Origin of the sequence: Pseudomonas sp. VA159-2 (assembly GCF_024126635.1) — a bacterium.
GTDB lineage: Bacteria > Pseudomonadota > Gammaproteobacteria > Pseudomonadales > Pseudomonadaceae > Aquipseudomonas > Aquipseudomonas muyukensis.
This window is the reverse complement of record NZ_JAMYBV010000030.1, coordinates 21,353-38,399: the sequence shown is the minus strand read 5'-3', so window position 1 is coordinate 38,399 and position 17,047 is coordinate 21,353. Positions and strand designations below refer to the sequence as shown.

At 66.3% G+C, this 17,047-nt stretch carries 15 protein-coding genes; 7 read left to right on the top strand and 8 right to left on the bottom strand.

From position 1 onward, the window contains the following. Positions 1–168: 168 nt before the first annotated feature. Positions 169–1,266 carry a sugar diacid recognition domain-containing protein gene (locus NJG22_RS21595; RefSeq protein ID WP_253097657.1) on the bottom strand — a complete coding sequence of 366 codons (1,098 nt, stop codon included), beginning with the start codon at positions 1,264–1,266 and terminating at the stop codon, positions 169–171. A 155-nt stretch (positions 1,267–1,421) separates the two neighbouring features. On the opposite strand from NJG22_RS21595, the gene NJG22_RS21590 reads away from it, so the two are divergent. Beyond that, positions 1,422–2,750 (top strand): MFS transporter, encoded by a 1,329-nt coding sequence (locus tag NJG22_RS21590; RefSeq protein ID WP_253097656.1) that lies wholly within the window; start codon positions 1,422–1,424, stop codon positions 2,748–2,750. A 90-nt stretch (positions 2,751–2,840) separates the two neighbouring features. On the opposite strand, the gene NJG22_RS21585 is transcribed toward NJG22_RS21590, so the two are convergent. Both NJG22_RS21585 and NJG22_RS21580 read right to left on the bottom strand, forming a co-directional pair. Continuing rightward, positions 2,841–3,956, bottom strand: a complete 1,116-nt coding sequence (locus NJG22_RS21585; protein WP_253097655.1) for a P1 family peptidase — start codon at positions 3,954–3,956, stop codon at positions 2,841–2,843. A 16-nt stretch (positions 3,957–3,972) separates the two neighbouring features. Next, complete coding sequence (locus NJG22_RS21580) at positions 3,973–5,337, bottom strand: APC family permease (protein ID WP_253097654.1); 1,365 nt, start codon at positions 5,335–5,337, stop codon at positions 3,973–3,975. Positions 5,338–5,670: 333 nt separating this feature from the next. Here NJG22_RS21580 and NJG22_RS21575 point away from each other — a divergent pair, with 333 nt between their 5' ends. From NJG22_RS21575 to NJG22_RS21555, 5 genes are all read left to right on the top strand, one after another. After that, positions 5,671–6,462: a helix-turn-helix transcriptional regulator gene (locus tag NJG22_RS21575; protein WP_253097653.1), complete on the top strand. Its 792-nt coding sequence runs from the start codon at positions 5,671–5,673 to the stop codon at positions 6,460–6,462. A gap of 195 nt (positions 6,463–6,657) precedes the next feature. Continuing rightward, a complete protein-coding gene (locus NJG22_RS21570) occupies positions 6,658–7,728 on the top strand; it encodes an enoyl-CoA hydratase/isomerase family protein (RefSeq protein WP_253097652.1) in 1,071 nt (356 codons plus the stop codon). A gap of 16 nt (positions 7,729–7,744) precedes the next feature. Continuing rightward, entirely contained in the window at positions 7,745–8,896 is a 1,152-nt protein-coding gene (locus tag NJG22_RS21565; protein WP_253097651.1) for an acyl-CoA dehydrogenase family protein, read from the top strand. After that, complete coding sequence (locus NJG22_RS21560) at positions 8,893–9,048, top strand: hypothetical protein (protein ID WP_253097650.1); 156 nt, start codon at positions 8,893–8,895, stop codon at positions 9,046–9,048. Before NJG22_RS21565 ends, NJG22_RS21560 begins: the two co-directional genes overlap by 4 nt. A gap of 95 nt (positions 9,049–9,143) precedes the next feature. Continuing rightward, positions 9,144–10,034 carry a universal stress protein gene (locus NJG22_RS21555; RefSeq protein WP_253097649.1) on the top strand — a complete coding sequence of 297 codons (891 nt, stop codon included), beginning with the start codon at positions 9,144–9,146 and terminating at the stop codon, positions 10,032–10,034. Between the two features lie 64 nt (positions 10,035–10,098). Here the strand turns inward: NJG22_RS21555 and NJG22_RS21550 are convergent, their stop codons facing one another. From NJG22_RS21550 to NJG22_RS21540, 3 genes are all read right to left on the bottom strand, one after another. Next, complete coding sequence (locus tag NJG22_RS21550; protein WP_253097648.1) at positions 10,099–10,620, bottom strand: acyloxyacyl hydrolase; 522 nt, start codon at positions 10,618–10,620, stop codon at positions 10,099–10,101. A gap of 279 nt (positions 10,621–10,899) precedes the next feature. Further along, entirely contained in the window at positions 10,900–11,343 is a 444-nt protein-coding gene (locus tag NJG22_RS21545) for a carboxypeptidase-like regulatory domain-containing protein (RefSeq protein ID WP_253097647.1), read from the bottom strand. Between the two features lie 79 nt (positions 11,344–11,422). Further along, on the bottom strand, positions 11,423–12,307 hold the full coding sequence (locus NJG22_RS21540; RefSeq protein WP_253097646.1) for a LysR family transcriptional regulator: 885 nt from the start codon (positions 12,305–12,307) through the stop codon (positions 11,423–11,425). A gap of 105 nt (positions 12,308–12,412) precedes the next feature. On the opposite strand from NJG22_RS21540, the gene NJG22_RS21535 reads away from it, so the two are divergent. Continuing rightward, positions 12,413–13,798 carry an aldehyde dehydrogenase family protein gene (locus tag NJG22_RS21535; protein WP_253097645.1) on the top strand — a complete coding sequence of 462 codons (1,386 nt, stop codon included), beginning with the start codon at positions 12,413–12,415 and terminating at the stop codon, positions 13,796–13,798. A gap of 70 nt (positions 13,799–13,868) precedes the next feature. Here NJG22_RS21535 and NJG22_RS21530 read toward each other — a convergent pair whose 3' ends face one another. Both NJG22_RS21530 and macA read right to left on the bottom strand, forming a co-directional pair. Then, a complete protein-coding gene (locus NJG22_RS21530) occupies positions 13,869–15,872 on the bottom strand; it encodes a MacB family efflux pump subunit (protein WP_253097677.1) in 2,004 nt (667 codons plus the stop codon). A gap of 2 nt (positions 15,873–15,874) precedes the next feature. Beyond that, a complete protein-coding gene (macA, locus tag NJG22_RS21525; protein ID WP_253097644.1) occupies positions 15,875–17,029 on the bottom strand; it encodes a macrolide transporter subunit MacA in 1,155 nt (384 codons plus the stop codon). Between the last annotated feature and the right edge of the window lie 18 nt (positions 17,030–17,047).

The following is a 17,047-nucleotide window of genomic DNA, read 5'->3' as shown; positions in this document are numbered from 1 at the left end:
TGCTGACAGGTGCGCGGCACAGCGGCCTCGGTCGGATGCACAAAAGCCTAGGAGGTTGTTTGGGCGAATGCCTGCTGCCCCTTTGCCGGTGAACCCCGGCATAGCCGATGCCAGCCACCCTGTTGGCCGCTTCGCCAGCAAGGCTGGCAGCTCCAGCGAAAGCGCGGGTCAATCGACCGGCAGCAACTGCAAGCCCAGGTACAAACTGAGCATGCCGTCCATGCGCAGCGGATCGACCTCGCCAACCTCGGCAATCCGCTCCAGCCGATAGCGCAAGCTGTTGCGATGGATACCCAAGGCTTCGGCGCACGCCTGGCTCTGCCCATCATGGGCGCACCAGGCACGCAGGGTGGCCAGCAGCTGGCCGCTGGTGTCCTTGGCGCGAATGCGTTGCAGCGGCTCGAGCAACTCGTCCAGCGCATCGTCGTTGCGGTAGCGCCACAGCAGCGCTGGCAAGCGATAGCGCGCCAGGCTCAACAGGCGCTCGGCGGGCAGCACTTCACGACCATAGGCCAGCAGGTCACGCACCCGGCGATAGCCCCGGCGCAACTGCTCCAGGCTTTGCGCCGGGCTGCCCAAGGCCAGGCGCTCGACCAGCCAGCCATGGCGTTGCAGGCGCTCGAGCAAGCGCGGCTCGTCCAGTTGCGCCGTCGCCGGGCGGCACCACAGCAACGATTGGCGCGCCGGGCTGACGCACCAGCTATCCGGGTAACGGCCCATCAACCAGGCCGACAGCGCCTCGGCCGGTGGTCCGGCTTGCAGTTCGAACAGGCAGGGAACACGTGCCAGGTTAGGTTTGAGGCCCAGTTGCTGCGCCTCGTCGACCAGGCGCGGCGACTCGCCGCTGCCGCCCAGCAGCAAGGCCAGCAAATCGTCACAGCGCTGCCGGCGCCATTGCTGCTCCACCTGCAGGTGGCGCTGGGCCAGGAGCATTTCGGCGGTCATGCGCACCAGCTCGCCATAGGTGCGCAGTTGCTGCGGGTCGCCGGTCAGGCCGAGCACGCCGATCAGCCGGCCATCGAGCATCAGCGGCAGGTTGACCCCTGGCTGCACGCCCTTCAGGCATTTGGCAGCCTCGCCGTCGAGCTCGACGATGCGCCCGTTGGCCAGCACCAACTGGGCCCCTTCGTGGCGGGTATTGATGCGCTCGGGTTCGCCGCTGCCGAGGATCAGCCCCTGGCTGTCCATCACATTGACGTTGCACGGCAGGATGGCCATCGCCCGGTCGACGATGTCCTGGGCCAGGTCGTGGTCCAGTTCGAACATGCACAGAATCCTTCGGCTTTGGTCGGCGGCACAGCAGCCAGGTGCCGCCGCTGTGCAAAAGCACAAAGACAGCCGCGCTACACTCCCCGAGACTTTTCATGGCGAGCGCCGGCACAGGCGACGCGGCGACAACCATAACAAAAGAGAACCCGATCATGGCACACAGCCCCGCCCCTGACCAAGGCACCGACCTCACCCGCGATGCGCTGTACCGGCGTATCACCCTGCGGCTGATCCCGTTCATTTTCATCTGCTACCTGTTCAACTACCTGGACCGCGTCAACGTCGGCTTCGCCAAGTTGCAGATGCTCGACGCGCTGAAATTCAGCGAAACCGTGTACGGCCTGGGCGCCGGCATCTTCTTCATCGGCTACGTGCTCTGCGGCCTGCCCAGCAACCTGGCGCTCAACCGCTTCGGCCCGCGGCGCTGGATCGCGCTGATGATGATCGCCTGGGGCAGCCTGTCCACTTGCCTGCTGTTCGTCACCACGCCCAGCGAGTTCTACACCCTGCGCCTGCTCACCGGGGCCGCCGAAGCGGGCTTCTTCCCCGGCGTGGTGCTGTACCTCTCGCGCTGGTTCCCGGCAGACCGTCGCGGGCGGATCATGGCCCTGTTCATGTCGGCGATCCCGGTCTCGGGCCTGCTCGGCGGGCCGTTCTCCGGCTGGATTCTCGACCACTTCGCCGCCGGCCAGCATGGCCTGGCGGGCTGGCAATGGATGTTCCTGATTCAGGGCCTGCCCACCGTGGCCCTGGGCGCGCTGGCCATCGTGCTGCTCAGCGACGGCTACCAGAAGGCCACCTGGCTGAGCCCGGCCGAACGCCAGCTGATCGAGGCCGACCTCAAGGCCGACGCCGCCAGCAAGCCAGCCTCCCAAGGCGACAGCGTTCTGGCCGTGCTGAGCAACCCGCTGATCTGGACCTTCGGCTTCGTCTACTTCTGCATCCAGAGCGGGGTGTACGCCATCAACTTCTGGCTGCCGTCGATCATCAAGAACATGGGCTTCGACAGCCCGCTGCTGATCGGCTGGCTGAGCGCCATCCCGTACCTGCTGGCCGGGGTGTTCATGATCCTCGTCGGTCGCTCGGCGGACCTGCGCAACGAGCGCCGCTGGCACCTTGTGGTGCCGATGCTGATGGGCGCCCTGGGCCTGGTGATCGCGGTGAACTTCGCCGCCAACCCGAGCATCGCCATCCTTGGCCTGTCGATCGCCACCATGGGCGCGCTGACCGGCCTGCCGATGTTCTGGCCGATGCCGACCGCGCTGCTGAGCGCCGGCACCGCCGTGGCGGGCCTGGCGATCATCAACTCGGTGGGGCAGATGGCGGGCTTCCTCAGCCCCTACCTGGTGGGGTTCATCAAGGACCAGACCGGCTCGACCGACGCGGCGCTGTATGCGCTGGCCGGGTTGATCGTGCTGGGTAGCGTGGTGGCGCTGCGGGTTTCGCGCGCGGGCAAGCCTGCGTTCGCCCGCGCACGCTAGCAACTCCGCTCGCGGGGCTTGCCCGTCGCCACGCGCCAGGGTGCCCTAGGGCACGACTACAGGTGGCAGCGGGCAAGCCCTGCGATACGTTCAACGCCGGGCTTGCGCTTTCCACCCCACCTCATGCAACGCTGTCAACAATGTATCCCCATCCAGCCCCGGCACCAGCGCCCCGCCCTTGCCTACCATCGCCCTTCCTGCCAGCAGCGCATTGACGATCGCCTCCTCCACCGCCTCCGCCGCCGCCATGAACAGCGCCGAGATATGGTCGTTGTTGAGCATGCGCACCGCCGTGCACTGGGCCAGGTCCTTGCGCCCGTAGTCAGCCGGCGGCAGGCCCTGGTTGCCGGTGGAGAACGCCAGGAAGATATCGCCGCTGGAGTCTTCGGTGCCGCCACCGGTGCGGGCGATCCCGATGGACGCCCGTTGCGCCAGGCGCTGGCACTGGTGCGGCAGCAGCGGCGCATCGGTGGCGATCAACACCACGATCGAGCCCATGCCAGGGGAGCCCTGTTCACGCTCGGTGAATGGCGACGGCAAATGCCCCAGCTGGCGACCCACCGGGTAGCCATCGACCCGCAGCTCGCGGCGCTGGCCATGATTGGCCTGCACCAGCACGCCAACGGTCCAGCCGCCCTGCTCGTCCGCCAGCCGCCGCGAGGCGGTGCCGATCCCGCCCTTGAACTCGTGGCAGATCATGCCGGTGCCGCCACCGACCGGCCCTTCGGCCACCGCCCCGGTGGCTGCGCCGTCGAGCGCCTGGCGCACCTGTGCCGGCGTGACATGCTGGCCCCAGATGTCGTTGAGCACGCCGTCGAAGGTCTCCATCACCACCGGCATGCACCAGTACACCGCGTCATCGGCCAGGCGCTCGCGCTCGGCGGCGATCAGCGCGTCGCGCACCACGCCAACGCTGTGGGTATTGGTGATGGCGATCGGCGTGGTCAGCAGGCCCGCCTCGCGGATCCACTCCAACCCGGTGGCGTCGCCGTTGCCATTGAGCACATGACAGCCGGCGAAGCACGGCGCCAGGCGCGCCGCCCCGGCACGTGGCTCGATCACCGTGACCCCGGTGCGCACTGGCGCCGGGCGCTGTTCATCGATCAGGGTGCTGTGGCCGACCCGCACCCCAGGCACATCGGTAATGGCATTGAACGGGCCCGGGGCGCCGTGGCCGAGGGTGATGCCCAGTTGACGCGCACGCATGTGTACTCCTTGGTTCTCACAATTTCTGAAAGGTCGGGCTAAGCCGGCCGTGGGTGCCGTACAGGGTCACCGACACCGCCAGCAGCCCGAGGATGATCAACAGGTCGCGCACCGAGGCCTCGCGCAGCAGGGTCACCAGCAGCCAGCCGGCGCCACTGACCGCCAGCAACGCCGGCAACGGCCACAGCGGCATGCGGTACGGGTGTTCGCGGTCGCGGCGCAGCACCCGGCTGCACAGGGCACAGGCCGCCACCACCAGGTAGATCAGCAGCAACAGCAGCACGGTGAACGAGGTCAGCTGTTCCAGGCTGCCCGACAGGCTCAGCAGCGCCGAGGGCACGGCGAGGAACAGCGTGGCCAGCCAGGGCGATTCCCAGCGTGGGTGGATCACGGTGAAGGCGCGGTTGAGCATGGGTGTCCAGATCGCATCGCGGCCACTGCTGTACACCACCCGTCCAACCTGGATGACGATGGCGACGATGGCGTTGAACACCGACAGGAAAATCCCCGCGCTGACCAGCCGCGCCAAGGTTTCGTTGCCATGGGCGGTGAGCAGGTAGCCGATGGGGTCGCCACTGGCCAGCATCGCCTCGAGCGAAGGCGCGCCGACCAGCAACGCCGCCAGCGGGATCACCTCGATGGCCACCACCACCGCCAACGACCAGAGCACGGCGCGGTGCACGGTGCGGCCACGGTCCTTCATGTCCTCGGCCAGCAATACCGCGCCGCCATAGCCGTTGAAGGCGAACAGCGCCATGCCCACCGCCCCCAGCACCAATGCCCAGGGCACGGCGACCAGCGTCCCCTGCTCGAGCATCTGCGGCTGCAACAGGCTCGCCGCCGGCTGGCTGGCGTTACCGAAGCCCAGCACCACGATCACCAGCAGCGCGGCGACCTCGCAGAACAGGAACAGGCCAGTGATCCAGGCATTGAGGCGAATGTTGAGGATGCCCAGGGCATAGCTGCAGACCACGATGACCAGCGCGACGGCCTGGGTATCGAAGCGCGTGCCCAGGGCGGTGTTCAGGTAGGCGGCGGCACCGGCGGCGAGCACCGGCGGGATGAACAGCATCGAGGCCAGCACGGTGAGGAAGGTGGCATAGCCGGCCAGCCCGCCGAACACCCGCTTGGCGTACACATATTCGCCACCAGCCGAGCTGTGGGCGCGGCCCAGTTCGGCGTAGCACCAGGCGAACATCAGCGCCAGGGCGCCGGCCATGATGAACGACAGGAAGGCGCCGCTGCCGGCCTGCTGGATGGCGAACGGGGCGATGACGAACACGGAACTGGCCGGGGTTACCGCCGACACGGTGATGGCGACCACGTCGAACACACCCAGGCGCTGCTTGAGCGCGCTTGCGGGCTCTGCACGGGAGCTCATGGCGTTTTTCCTCTGGTTGTTATTGGTTGTGAGGGGAAAACCGGTCGGGCGGCCGCAAGACCTGGCTGGACTGTAGGCTGGCGGCGGGTGGGCGCCAATTACCCTATGGGGGTACGCCCCTTGACGGGCTGGCAGAAAAACTCCAAGACTGCGTCACCTTTTATCCAGCAACACCGCCAACTGTAGGAGCGGCGTTGTGTCGCGAAAGGGCTGCAGGGCAGCCCCGGCAATTTTTGCTTCGATGCCGAGATCCCGGGGCTGCTTTGCAGCCCTTCGCGACACAAGGCCGCTCCTACAGATCCGTATTGCATATTCAGCTGATAGAGCCCTCGCATGCACAACCTGTTCACCGAGGCCAGTGCCCACACCGGCCTGGCGCGCACCGTCGAGCAGCTCGGCCAGCCACGCTTCTGGCGCCAGTTGATGCTGCTGTTGCAGCAGTGGCTGGCCTTCGACAATGCCTTGGCCATGCTCTACCCGCGCGACGGCCTGCCGCGGGCATTGGAGATCTTCGATGCGCGCGGCGAAGGCAACCCCGAGGCCATGGCCCTGTACCTCAGCGGCCTGTATCAGCTAGACCCGTTCTACCAGGCCTGCCAGGAGCGCATCGGCGATGGCCTGCACCGGCTCGAAGAAGTGGCGCCGGACCAGTTCCGCCAGAGCGAGTACTACCTCAAGTACTTCCACGACCATGTGCTGGAGGACGAGGTGCAGTTCATCGTCCAGCTTGGCGACAGTGGCGCGCTGTCGCTGTCACTGGGCAGCCGCGAGCGCTTCGACCCGCCGCGCCATGGCCTGCTGGCGCTGATCTGCCCGTGGGTGCTGGCCCTGATCACCCAGCATTGGCACCGCCAGGCGCTGCACCCTGCCCCGGCGATGGCCAGCCAGGTGCGCGATGCCATGAGCCTGTTCGGGGCGAAGGTGTTGTCCGAGCGCGAGCTGGAGATTGCCCGGTTGATCTTGCGCGGCTACTCGTCCAAGGCCATGGCCGAGCGCCTGGCGATTTCGCCGGAGACCATCAAGGTGCACCGCCGGCACCTGTACGCCAAGCTGGATATCTCGTCGCAGCCGGAGTTGTTTTCGTTGTTTCTGCAATCCCTGGGGCATGACCCGCAGGATCCATGATCGCCCCTTGTACCCTGGCATCACGGCGCTAAAGTGGCTGCATCGGCGTCTGGCCAAGCCAATCAAGGTAAAAATGCAGAAACGCCCTGCAGATTTGCCAATTGTGCAAGGTAAATTCGCATGACAGGATCCTGCGATCCGCCCGCGAATTCCAGACTTCACCTGGAAAATCAATAACAAAGCAGGGAGACCGCGATGACCGCGCACGCTCAACCCTCGGCAACGGATCAGGTACTGGCCGAGGTCCGCAACCACATCGGCCACCTCACCCTCAACCGCCCCGCCGGCCTCAACGCCCTGACCCTGGACATGGTCCGCAGCCTGCGCCAGCGGCTCGACCAGTGGGCCGACGACCCGCAGGTGCACGCGGTGGCGCTGCGCGGCGAAGGCCCCAAGGGCTTCTGCGCCGGGGGCGATATCCGTTCGCTGCACGACAGCTTCAAGGCCGGCGAAACGCTGCATGAAGACTTCTTCGTCGAGGAGTACGCCCTGGACCTGTGCATTCACCGTTACCGCAAGCCGGTGCTGGTGCTGATGGACGGCTTCACCCTCGGTGGCGGCATGGGCCTGGCCCAGGGCTGCGACCTGCGCATCGTCACCGAACGCAGCCGCCTGGGCATGCCCGAGGTCGGCATCGGCTACTTCCCCGATGTCGGCGGCAGCTACTTCCTGCCCCGCGTGCCTGGCGAGCTGGGCATCTACCTGGGCGTCAGCGGCATCCAGATCAAGGCGGCCGACGCCCTGTACTGCGGCCTGGCCGACTGGTACCTGGACAGCGCCCAGCTCGCCGCGCTCGACCAAGGCCTGGACACCCTGCAGTTCGGCGAGCACCCGCTCAAGGACCTGCAAGGCCTGCTGGCCCGCCTCGGCACCCAGGTGCTCGAGGATGCGCCGCTGGCCGCCCTGCGCCCGGTGATCGACCACTTCTTCGCCCTGCCCGACCTGCCCAGCATCATCGAACAGCTGCGCGCGGTGACCATCGGCGACAGCCGGCAATGGGCGCTGGACACCGCCGCGCTGCTGGAAAGCCGCTCGCCGCTGGCCATGGCCGTGACCCTCGAACTGCTGCGCCGCGGCCGCCGCCTGGCGCTGGAAGAGTGTTTTGCCATGGAACTGCACATCGACCGCCAGTGGTTCGCCCACGGCGACATCATCGAGGGCGTGCGCGCCCTGATCATCGACAAGGACAAGCAACCGCGCTGGAACCCGCCGACCCTGGCCGGGCTGACCCAGCAGCGCGTCGAGCAATTCTTCGAAGGCCTGTGAGCCCGGGAGTACACAGATGCAAGACCTGGAACTGAGCGAAGAACAGATCATGATCCGCGACATGGCCCGGGATTTTGCCCGCGGCGAGATCGCGCCCCATGCCCAGGCCTGGGAAAAGGCCGGCTGGATCGACGACGAGGTGGTACGCAAGATGGGCGAGCTGGGCCTGCTCGGCATGGTCGCCCCGGAGCAGTTCGGCGGCAGCTACACCGACTACGTGGCCTATGCCCTGGCAGTGGAGGAAGTTTCCGCCGGCGACGGCGCCACCGGGGCGATGATGAGCATTCACAACTCGGTGGGCTGCGGCCCATTGCTGGCCTACGGCACCCCCGAGCAGCAACAGGCCTGGCTGCCGAAGCTGGCCAGTGGCGAGGTGATCGCCTGCTTCTGCCTGACTGAGCCCCAGGCCGGCTCCGAGGCGCACAACCTGCGCACCCGCGCCGAACTGATCGACGGCCACTGGGTGATCAACGGTGCCAAGCAATTCGTCAGCAACGCCCGTCGGGCCAAGCTGGCCATCGTCTTCGCCGTGACCGACCCGGAGTTGGGCAAGAAAGGCCTGTCGGCGTTCCTGGTGCCCACCGACAACCCGGGTTTCAAGGTCGACCGCAGCGAACACAAGATGGGTATCCGCGCCTCCGACACCTGCGCAGTGACCCTCGACAATTGCCGCATCCCGGCGGCCAACCTGCTCGGCGAGCGCGGCAAGGGCCTGGCCATCGCCCTGTCCAACCTCGAAGGCGGGCGTATCGGCATCGCCGCCCAGGCCTTGGGCATCGCCCGTGCAGCGTTCGAAGCGGCGCTGCGCTATTCGCGCGAGCGTATCCAGTTCGGCAAGCCGATCAACGAACACCAGAGCATTGCCAACCTGCTGGCCGACATGCAGTTGCAGATCAACGCCACCCGGCTGCTGATCCTGCATGCCGCGCGCTTGCGCACAGCGGGCAAGCCGTGCCTGTCCGAGGCGTCCCAGGCCAAGCTGTTCGCCTCGGAAATGGCCGAGCGGGTCTGCTCGATGGCGATCCAGGTGCATGGCGGCTATGGCTACCTGGAGGACTACCCGGTGGAAAAATACTACCGGGATGCGCGGATCACCCAGATCTACGAAGGCTCGAGCGAGATCCAGCGCATGCTGATCGCCCGGGAGCTCAAGCACTATCCGTTGTGACCGCCGCAGGCTTTGTCGGCGCCTACGACACGCCTGACCAGCAGGCGCCAGCCTTGCTGGCGAACCAGGCAACGCGGTGGATGGCACCGGCTACGCCGGTGTTCGCCGGCAAGGCCGGCTCCTACGCCGATTACGGCCTGCAATGCCCGTAGGAGCCAGCCTTGCTGGCGAACCAGGCGACGCGGTGGAGGGTGTGGGAACGGAGGGTCTAGACTGAACGGGGGGCTGCCACACGTGGAGGTGTGAGATGAGCCAGTTCAAGCGATTGTTGGTCATGCTCGGCCCGCAGATGCGTCACACGCCTGCCTTGCAGCGCGCCGCGGCGCTGGCCGAGTCCAGCGGGGCCCTGCTGGATGTCAACGTCTGCGTCGACGATGTCGACACCTTCGGCCTGATGGCCGACAGCCGCGATCGCGAACGGCTGCTCGAACACAACCGCCAGTGGCTGGCCGACGAGGCCGAGCAACTGCGAGGCGCCGGCCTCGACGTGTCCACCGAACTGCTGCTGACCCGCGACCCACTGGGCAGCGTGCTCGAACAGGTCGAGCGGCTGGGCTGCGACCTGCTGGTCAAGGATGTGCAGCACGAGCCGATTCTCAAGCGCATGCTGGTCACCCCACTGGACTGGCAGCTGCTCAAGGACAGCCCGGTGGCCGTGCACCTGGTCAGCGACATCCGCCTGCCCCTGCCCCGGCAAATCGCCGCAGCCGTGGACCTGGACAGCCATGGCGACGGCGAGCACCTGGACCAACAGGTGATTCGCAGCGCCCATGCCCTGGCCCTGCAATGCAACGCCGACCTGCACCTGCTGCATGTGTGCGACGCGGCCAAGACCCATATCGCCGACTTCGGCGCTGGCACCGTGACCATGCCTGGCTTCGACGGCAGTGTGCGCACCGCGCAGCGGGCAGCCTTCAACCGCCTGGGCGACCATCATCAGATTGCCCTGGAACGACGGCATTTTCTCGAAGGACCGGCGATCAAGGCAATTACCCAGTACATCGCCCATGGCCGGGTGGATGTGATCGTCATGGGCAACCATCGCCATGATGCGCTGCACGCGTTCCTCGGGGGTACCACCGCGCATGTGCTGGAACATCCGCTGTGCAATGTGCTGGCGATAAAGTCGCTGCGCTAGCCGGTGCCCCTCAGGCAAAGCGGCCGATTGGGTGTCGGTACGATTTGCCTGTGGGGGGCCTGGATCAGAAGGCTTTGCTATAGAACAGCGAGTACGACTCGATGCCGTCGTTCGGCTCCTTGATGCCAGCATTGGAATAGTGCATGGCACGAATCCCGACCTTTTGCTCGCCCGGCAGCTTCAGGCCAAAACCGATGCGGTCCTCGAAGTTGACCGAGGAGCCCAGGCGCTGGTCGCCGACGTCGGTCTTGGAAAACGCCGCCAGGCCAATGCCAGCCTCGATGAACGGGGTGTAGGTGAAACCGCTGAACTCATAGACGAACACCGGGCTGAACGACAGCGAATGGGCACCACTGGCCTCACCGCCTTCCCAGTAGGTGTAGGCAGCGTCCCAATAACCGGTGAGGTGGCCGGTGCTGCTTTCCAGCCATTTCTTGTCCCAGTCGAACGACAGGCCGATCCGGTAGGTCATGTCGCCCTGGCCGGTGGCACCGACGGCGCCGGAGATCTGAGCGGCCTGCGCCAGGTTTGCGCCGGCGAATGCCAGCACAGCGGCGGCCAGCGAGGTGGCGAGACGGTTTTTCATCAATGACTACTCCTGTGGTCTTCACGGACAGGCCCGCGACCGAGGGGCGCGGGCCGTGGCATGTGGGGGCCGTGCCCCTCGATTGTGTACCTGTGTTCCGGCGCCGGGCGCCAGGTTACAAGTGGTAATACTTCCGCGATTATGGTCCGCATTCGCAGAAAGTTGGAAGTGATTTGCCACTATTGGCTAAGTACCTGTAACTGGGACGATGGTTCAATAAATTTCCTCCTCCTGGAGATGGAGCGGATATCCAGGCTGACCGGGACCTGCGAAAAGGCTTCAACGCCAGTTCAGGTCGACCCGCGCGGGGGTCTTGCCATCGACCGTCACCTGTTGCTGCACAGTCTGGCCTTCGGCGCTGCCAGTGACCCGGTAATGCCCGGGCGGCAACTGCACGAAGATCAACGGCCCGGCATCCTGCAACGCCAGCAACTGCTGGCCTTGGGCTGATTCGATCGTCAGCGCCGCGCCACTCTGGAACTTGCCGTCGGCGCCGGTCGACAGGGTGATGTGCAGGTCATAGCCGCGGGTTTGGCGCAAGGCATTGGCCTCGTCCTGGCCGATACCGCCTTGCAGGTAGCGAATGCCGTTTTGTTCCTGGGCCTGCAAGTGCACGCCCTGCGGGTCGATCGGCGCGTTCAGGTCGGCGGCTGCGGCCAAGGTCCAGGGCATGGCCAGGGCCACCAGCAACACCGCGCAAAGACGGTAATGATGGGTACGCATGGTGCATTCCTCCCTTCGAAGGATGGTCTACACAGTTTTGATGCCGACGCGCGCGCGCCGTTCGGCCAACCGGGCACCATTAGTCCAATCGGCACGGGCTCGCAGGCTCACGGGCCTCCAGCAGCTCGATGAAGGTGCCCAGGCTGCGCGACACCGTGCCCCGTCGCCATACCAGCCAGGTCTGCAGATAGCGGAATTCTTCAGCCATGGGCCAGGCGCTGACCGTGCTGCAGCCCGGCATGTTGTCGAGCATGCTGCGCGGCAGCATCGCCAGCCCGGCACCTGCGCTGACGCAGGCGAGCATGCCGTGGTACGACTCCATCTCGTGGATCTTGCCCGGTACCGACTGGTCCTGGACGAACCAGCGCTCGAAATGGTGGCGGTACGAGCAGTTGGCGCGAAAGGCATAGATGCTTGCGCCATTGACGTCGCGGGCACGCCTCACCGGCGCATGGTTGAGGGGCGCGATCAGCATCATCTCCTCCTCGAACACCGGCATGCCTTCGAGGCTGGGATGCAGCACCGGGCCGTCGACGAACGCCGCCACCAGGCGCCCGGACAGCACGCCTTCGAGCATGCTGCCGGAGGGCCCGGTGGACAGGTCCAGGTCGACCTTGGGGTAGCGTTGGTTGTAGGCCGCCAGCAAGGCCGGAATACGCACCGCCGCGGTGCTTTCCAGCGAGCCCAGGGCGAAGGTGCCTTGTGGGTCATCGCCGGCCACGCTGCAACGGGCCTCCTGCACCAGCTCGAGAATGCGCCGGGTGTATTCGAGGAAGTTCCAGCCTGCCGGCGACAGGCGCAGGCGGCTCTTTTCGCGGATGAACAAGTCCACGCCGAGGTCTTGTTCCAGTTGCTTGATGCGAGTGGTCAGGTTCGATGGCACCCGGTGGATCTGCTGGGCCGCGGCGCTGATGCTGCCGTGCTCGGCCACAGCCTTGAACATTTCTAGTTGCACCAGGTCCACAGCCATTCTCCATACGTGAATATCTCGCTCATTATTATTCAGTTTTCATTAAATATCGCTCCCCTTAGGCTTGCTGCACCAATGACCCACGACGAGCCTTTAGCCATGAGCGCGATCAGCCCCCTGACCCATGCCATTTCCGTCGACCCGTACAGCGGCGAGCGGATCGGCCACTATGCCTTCGACACCGACGCGGCACTGGAAGCGGCGCTGCAACGGGCCAAGGTGGGCTACGACCAGTGGCGCCAGGTGGCGCTGGGGCAGCGCAGCGAATACCTGGTTGCCCTGGCCGATGCCCTGAAGGCCAATGCCGAGGCATTCGCGCAGATGATCGCCCGCGAGATCGGCAAACCGATCAGCCAGGCGCGTGGCGAAGTCGACAAGTGCGTCGACCTGTGCCGCTGGTACGCCGAGCACGGCCCGGCGATGCTCGCCCCGGAGCCGACGCAGATCGAAAAGGCCCGCATCGAGTACCGTCCGTTGGGCCCGATCCTCGCCGTGATGCCGTGGAACTTCCCGGTCTGGCAGGTGCTACGTGGCGCCGTGCCGGCATTGTTGGCCGGCAACACCTATGTGCTCAAGCATGCCCCCAACGTGATGGGCAGCGCCTACCTGCTGGCCGACCTGTGCAAGCGCGCCGGCCTGCCTGACGGGGTGTTCGAGGTGCTCAACGTCAGCCCTGAGGGCGTGAGCCGCGCCATCCTCGACCCGCGTATCGCCGCCGTCACCCTCACCGGTAGCGTGCGCGCCGGCATGGCCATTGGTGCGCAGGCCGGTGCCGCGCTGAAGAAGTGCGTGCTCGAGCTGGGCGGCTGCGACCCATTCATCGTGCTGGCCGATGCCGACCTCGACGCCGCGGTAAAAGCTGCGGTGGTCGGTCGTTACCAGAACACCGGTCAAGTCTGCGCCGCGGCCAAGCGGCTGATCGTCGAGGCGAGCATCGTCGACGCCTTCACCCGCAAGTTCGTCGAGGCTACCCGCGCCTTGGCGCTCGGCAACCCGCTGGACGACACGACCTACATCGGCCCGATGGCTCGCGCCGATCTGCGTGACGAGCTCGACGGCCAGGTCCAGGCGACCTTGGCCGAAGGCGCCACCTTGCTGTTGGGCGGGCACAAGCTCGACGGAGCCGGCAACTTCTATGCGCCGACCGTGCTTGGCGATGTGACCGCAGCCATGACCGCGTTCAAGCAGGAGCTGTTTGGCCCGGTGGCGGCGATCATCAGCGCGCGCGATGCCGAGCATGCAGTGGAACTGGCCAACGACAGCGAGTTCGGCCTGACGGCGACGATCTACACTGCCGACTACGCCCTGGCCGAGCGCATGAGCGCCGCGCTGGATACCGGCGGCGTGTTCATCAACGGCTACTGCGCCTCCGATCCTCGCGTGGCCTTCGGCGGCGTGAAGAAGAGCGGCTTTGGCCGTGAACTGTCGCACTTTGGCCTGCGCGAGTTCACCAATGCCCAGACGGTCTGGCTGGATCGGCAATAAGCCGAACGACGTTTTCGCTGTCGATATTGCCAGGGACGTTTTGCGCCCCTGGCAAGGCCAAGCTGGACGGCTAGTCCCGCGCCAGCGCCTCGATCGGATCCAGCCGCGCCGCGTTGCGCGCTGGCACGAAGCCGAACACCATCCCGATCAAGGTCGAACAGACAAACGCCGTGACGATCGAGCCCAGTGAAAACACCATCTCCCACTGCTTGACGAACAACGCGAACAGATAGCCAATCCCATACGACAACGCGATCCCCACCACCCCGCCCATCAGGCAGACCATCACCGCCTCCACCAGAAACTGCTGGCGAATATCCGACTGCCGCGCCCCCACCGCCATGCGGATGCCGATCTCGCGGGTCCGTTCGGTGACCGACACCAGCATGATGTTCATCACCCCGATCCCGCCCACCACCAGCGAAATCACCGCGATCAGCGACAGCAGCAAGGTCAGCGAGCGGCTGGTCTTCTGCACCGTCTGCATGATGCTGTCGAGGTTGTTGGTGAAGAAGTCCTTGGTGCCGTGGCGCTGCAGCATCAGCTTGTTGACCTCCTCCTCCACCCGCTTGCTCGGCATGCCGTCCTTGATCCGCACGCTGATGCTGTCCAGGTGGCGCTGGCCGAGCACCCGGCCGGCCGCGGTCTCGTAGGGCATCCACACGTTGAGCGTGTTGCCGGCGACGAACAGGTTCTTGTTCTCGGCGGTCACGCCGATCACCGTGCACGGCAGCTTGCCCACCAGGATCACCTGCCCCAGCGGGTTGACCCCGGCGCCGAACAGGCGCTTGCGGGTGTTGTGGTCGATCACCACCACCTGCGCCTGGCGCCGCGCGTCGTCGGCGCTGAACACAATCCCCGCGGCCAGGGGGATATTGCGCACCTGGAAGTACTGCTCGCTGACGCCGTTGAGCTGCACGTCGGCGTCGATGTTGCGGTAGCGCACCAGCGAGCTCTGGCCGATCACCGGGGTGGCGCTGTCGACGTAGTAGAGTTCGTTCAGCGCGCTGACATCCGCCGGCACCAGGGTCTCGATGGCCTTGGCCCGGCTGTCGCCGAAACTGCTGCCCGAATAGATGTCGATGGTGTTGCTGCCAATCGCCTGAATGTCCTTGAGCACATAGCCCTTGGCGCCCTCGCCGATGGCCGAGATCGACACCACCGAGGTGATGCCGATGATGATCCCGAGCATGGTCAGCAAGGTGCGCATGCGGTGCGAAACCAAGGCGATCCAGGCCATCTTGAAGGCCTCGCGGAACAGCCCGAGGCTGGCCACCAGGCGCCGGGGCGCGGCCTCGCGGGGCGCTTGCCCGGCACCTGCCGCCGCCGGCACCTCGCGCACGCTGCGTCGGTCGCTGACGATCTGCCCGTCGCTGACCTCGATGATGCGCTCGGCATGGGCGGCGACCTTGGGATCGTGGGTCACCAGGATCACCGTGTGCCCGGCGCCGTGCAGCTCCAGCAGGATGTTCATCACCTCCTTGCCACTGGCGGTGTCCAGGGCACCGGTGGGCTCGTCGGCGAGGATCACCTCGCCGCCGTTCATCAACGCCCGGCAGATACTCACCCGTTGCTGCTGCCCGCCCGACAGCTGGCTGGGCCGATGCGCCAGGTGGCCGTCCAGGCCCAGGCGCGTGAGCAGCTCGCGGGCCCGCTGGTGGCGCCCGCCCTGGGGCATGCCGGCATACACCGCCGGGATTTCCACGTTGCGCAGGGCATCCAGGTGCGGCAGCAGGTGGTAGCGCTGGAAGATGAAGCCGAAATGGTCGCGGCGCAGCGCCGCCAGGGCATCGTCGTCGAGCTCACGGGTTTCCTGGCCGCTGACCTGGTAACTGCCGGCGCTGGCGTGGTCCAGGCAACCGAGGATGTTCATCAGGGTCGACTTGCCCGAGCCCGAGGCACCGATGATCGCCACCAGCTCGCCGGCCTGGATCTGCAGGTCGATGCCCTTGAGCGCCAGGAATTCGCGGTCACCGGCCCTGAAGCTGCGGCTGACCCCTTGCAGGCGCAGCAGCGGTTGCGCGCCGCCCGCCGGCACCGCACGCTGCGGCGCCAGCTCGACATTCAAGTTCATGCTCATGCCCCCGCCTCGCCCGACACCGGTTCGCCGATCACCACCCGGTCGCCTTCGGCCAGGCCGTCCTTGACCTGCACCTTGACGTTGTTGTTGATCCCCGCCTGGACCTTGCGCACTTGGGCGAAGCCCTTGCTGTCGAGCACCCGCACCGGGAAGCTGCCGTCGGCCTCGCGCGGGCCCAGCGCCGCCACCGGCACGGTGAGCACGCCCTGGGCGGTGTTGAGGACGATGCGCACCTGGGCGGTCATCGAGATACGCAGCCGATGCTCGGGGTTGGGCACCTCGAACAGCGCGTTGTAGAACACCGCGCTGGCCTGCTTGGCCGCGCCGCTGTTCTTGTCGCTGCTCTCCAGGTAGTTCTGCGGCGCCGGCTCCGTGCCGCGCAGCTTGGCGTAGTAGCGCTGGTCGTCACCGAGGATGGTGAAGTACACCTGCTGGCCGGGGCTGATATGGATCACGTCGGCCTCGGATACCTGGGCCTTGATGGTCATGGTGTCGAGGTCGGCCAGCTTGAGGATCACCGGCGCCAGCTGGTTGGAAATCACCGTCTGGCCTTCCTGGGTGACGATGCCCACCACATGGCCATCGATCGGCGCGACGATGCGGGTGTAGCCGAGGTTGACCCGGGCCGTGTCGATCTGCACCTGGGCGCTCTTGATCTGCGCATCCAGCGAACGCAGGTTGGCTTGCTGCACCTCGAACTCCGACTCGGCGTTCTCGAAATCCTGGCGCGAGATCGACTCGTCGGCCTGGAGCAGGTCATAGCGCTGGTAGACCCGCTTGGCCTGCTTGAGCTTGGCCTGCACCGAACGGCGCTCGGCCTGCAGCTTCTCGGCGTCGACCTCGGCCTGGCGCAAGGTGTTCTGCGGCACCAGCGGGTCGATCTCGGCCAGCCACTGGCCTTCGCTGACCTTGTCGCCGAGCTTGACCTTGAGCGACTTCAACTGCCCGGACACCTGGGCGCCGACGTCCACCTGGCGGATGCCCTCCAAGGTACCGGTGGCCAGCACCGCGTTCTCGATATCGCCGCGCTCGACACTGGCGGTGATGTACTGCGGCGCCTTGGCCGGGGCCTGCACGGCGTACAGCACGATGCCGGCGACCAGGGCCGCCGCGGCGCCAAGGGTGATCTTGCGAAACTTGCTGTTTTCCATGAGTGCCTACTACTGATC